The sequence below is a fragment of the Phormidium pseudopriestleyi FRX01 genome (genome assembly GCF_017313335.1).
Classification (GTDB): Bacteria; Cyanobacteriota; Cyanobacteriia; order Cyanobacteriales; family Laspinemataceae; genus Laspinema; species Laspinema pseudopriestleyi.
In genome coordinates this window covers 1-3,096 of sequence record NZ_JAFLQW010000003.1, presented here as the reverse complement: position 1 = coordinate 3,096, position 3,096 = coordinate 1, and the positions used below count along the sequence as shown (strand labels likewise).

The window sequence follows — 3,096 nt, the reverse complement described above, 5'->3', positions numbered from 1 at the left end:
CTGAGCATCGATGTCCCTGGGTGGCAGGCAGATGGTCCTTCCAAGAGTAGTTTTTTTACGTTCCTGGGGATTTGCCTCACGAACGGTCCCCTCCCCTTAGCAAGGTCCGGGTTAGGGTGGGGTCCTCCATAGTGATTATTTCCCTCACTTCCGGTCCCCTCCCCTTGGCAAGGGGAGGGTTAGGGTGGGGTCCTCTTGAAGCGCTTAAGTGCTTCAAAATGAGTGGGTAGAGAGTTCTCGTATAGGTGCGATCGCCTGAGTTACGAAGCAAGCGGTTGGCACCCGGCTCTATACAGGGGCGATCGCCTCTCATGAGTGTGTGACGTGGCGATCGCCACGTCAAGAAGACCCCACCCTAACCCGGACCTTGCCAAGGGGAGGGGACCGTTCGTGAGGCAAATCACTATGAGCGTAAAAAACTACTGTTGTAAGGGCGGATGATACTCTACTGGCGCATCTCTCTGGGGAAATTAACCGGGCGATCGCTGAGGGGGTTTTTCAGGTAATATCTAAATTGTCAATTTCCTGAAAAAAACAGCAGTTTCTTATGAATTTAAACAAGTTTACCGTTAAAAATATTCAATAATTGGCCGATAATCCGACTATTTTTGACCAAGGTCAATTGTGCTATGAAAGGAAGTCGGAAGGTTGTTCTCAAGTATATCAAGGCCAAGACGCGATCGAATTACCAGACTGCCGCGATGTCCGCAGAGACGCTCAAATCGATTTATCTGGATATCGTAAAAGATGCCTCCAGGTGGCAGCGTTATATTGATAAGCTACGGCAGACTTATCGGGGTTATCCGGCGTTGCAGGATGAGTTTAAGGGTTTGTAGGGGAAAAGAGGGGCGATCGCCTTCATGAAAAGCGGGTCTACCCCTCAACCCCATTGGATAAAAAAGCCGATTCTAGGCCAGTTTTTTCTTGAACTCATGCAACTCTTAAACTTCTGAATTTTGATGACGTTTGCGAAGCATTACCATCGCACCCGTAGCGATTAACCCAATCATCAAGGAAGGTTCAGGTACGCTAGTCGTTACCCCTTTGACGGCAAACACGACATCATTGAAATCGAGGTCGCCCCCGCCGATAATATCTTCAAACCCGAGGAGTAAGTAGTCACCAAAAGTATATCCAATAACGTGGGACAGACCCCGGGATGATCCAGGGTTTTGCGCTGGGTCAAATCCGAGGAAATTTTGGCCCCCATTGGCACCGTTAGACTTCACGAAGAAATCAATAAAGGTATTTCCGGTAAAATTGCCCAAACTAGCCCCTTGACCGAGTTTCATGGGTCCACTACTGTTAGGCAGAATGCTCAGGGGGGAGGAAATATCGCCAAAAATCATGTTTTTGTTGGTTCCGCCATCTACAGAGTAGAATAGCTGATTCCGGTAGCCTGCTCCTTCATTGATGAAGAACACTTCTGCATCTTGAACGCCACCGCTCCAACGCAGTTTACTCAGATCCGCTTGAGGGCGATTAAGAGTGGTGAGCTGCTGACGCTCTGTGTTCACCACAGTGTTAAACATATTCCAAGTATCGAAATCTAAGCGCAACAAATCGCTGGAGGCGTTATATTGGGCGTCATAATTGGTTTGAGTCACCTGAGCGGAAGCGTCTTGAGCGGTGAAAACGCTGGCGGTGGTGGCAACCAACGCCATCAAACCTAGGGTGCATTGGCGACTGATTGTCTTGAGAGATGAAATGTTGTTACTGATTTGAGCGTTCATGATTGAGGTCTCCCTAGTTCTTGAACAATGAGTTCAAGTAATTTTGTTGCGGATGTAGTTGTCTGGCAGAACTGTGTCTGCGTACCTGCACCCTATGTCATTTTTATGATATGGGGATTGTTCAGGAAAGGCAAGAGTAAAAAAGGATCTTCTTCGTAACTTTATGTTTGCTCACACTTTTTTAAAGGGTTAGTAAATTTCAAAGGGCTTGGGGTCCCGAATTCTATCAAAACATGGTCATATTTAGGGGCTTTAGCCCCTAAATGTGGCCATCGGTTCAGGATTCAATCAGTAGGACAAAAACGGTGTTTCTGGGTTGCTGTTTCTCCTAGGTTGCTAAGGGGTATAGGAGGGAGGGGGCTGTTGACTTAAGCTTAAATAGAACTGACCCAGGAAGTTGTGGAAGGTAACCCGATACTAGAGGGAGTGCAGGTTGAATATCTAAGGGTTGCTCACCCGGGAACGGGATTCTCAGGGGCCTTTCCTGGATGCTGGCGATCGCCCTGCGAGTTTCTACGGTACGATCGGATTGGTTAATAGGTTGAAACAGCAAACACTAGAGGTAGGTACTTATGAATTTAAACGATCTGACGGTAGAACAAATTAGAGAATTTGCCGATAGTCCGGCTATTTTTAAACAAGGTCAACAGTGTTATGATAACGGGACAGTCGAGCAGTTTTTTATGTCGGGAAAGGGGATTAAGGCCAAGGTTGAGGGAAAACCCGGCCAATATTCCGTAGAAATTCGCACAGGTAAGGGCAATCTCACCACGGATTGTACTTGTGCTTATCCGGGAGAGGTTTGTGAGCATATTGTGGCGGTGTTGCTGTATGCGATGTTGGGCGATCCAGAGGAGGAGGAGGAGGAGTATGAGTATGAAGCAGCGAGGGGATCTGTTCAGGGGATTACTCCGATGATGGATGATATATTGCGCCAGTTATTAACCGGACAATTGAGTGATGAGGATTTGTTTAAAATACTCGCACAAGGTGAACAAGGATTAGACTCCCTCCCCCGGCCAGTGGTTGGGCAAAAGAACAATGTGATTCCCTTTCCAAAATCCAAGAAGATGACCGTGGCAGAGTTGAAGAAGGAAATTCAGGAGTTTTTTGAGGCAGTCCAAGAGGAGGAAGAGGAACTGGGGACTCTGGATGATGATTATAGTTTTTTTCAGGTGAGCGAACGTGAATTTGTCAACTTAAATGTGGTGTTTGAACAGTTGCATCATCTGACTTTGCCAGAACAGATTGATGTGCTGTGGTATGTGGTGACTTCTGGGAACTTAATTTTTAGTCAGACTGGGACTGTTTTTGGGGATGTTGAGATTGGTGAAGCGTTGGCGTTATTTGCCGATCGCGTCAT

3 protein-coding genes are annotated in these 3,096 nt (G+C 47.0%); 2 read left to right on the top strand and 1 reads right to left on the bottom strand.

Annotated elements, in window-relative coordinates; translation table 11 throughout:
* Positions 1-629: 629 nt before the first annotated feature.
* Complete coding sequence (locus J0895_RS00110; RefSeq protein WP_207086121.1) at positions 630-836, top strand: hypothetical protein; 207 nt, start codon at positions 630-632, stop codon at positions 834-836.
* 105 nt (positions 837-941) lie between these two features.
* Here the strand turns inward: J0895_RS00110 and J0895_RS00105 are convergent, their stop codons facing one another.
* Positions 942-1,733, bottom strand: a complete 792-nt coding sequence (locus tag J0895_RS00105; RefSeq protein WP_207086122.1) for a DUF4114 domain-containing protein — start codon at positions 1,731-1,733, stop codon at positions 942-944.
* A 572-nt stretch (positions 1,734-2,305) separates the two neighbouring features.
* Here J0895_RS00105 and J0895_RS00100 point away from each other — a divergent pair.
* Positions 2,306-3,096: SWIM zinc finger family protein (locus J0895_RS00100; protein WP_207086120.1), on the top strand; the 791-nt coding region annotated here is incomplete at its 3' end.

What these genes read in the sequence shown, in the direction of transcription:
- J0895_RS00110 (WP_207086121.1), top strand. Translation starts at nt 630, where the DNA reads ATGAAAGGAAGTCGGAAGGTTGTTCTCAAGTATATCAAGGCCAAGACG.
- J0895_RS00105 (WP_207086122.1), bottom strand. Translation starts at nt 1,733, where the DNA reads ATGAACGCTCAAATCAGTAACAACATTTCATCTCTCAAGACAATCAGT.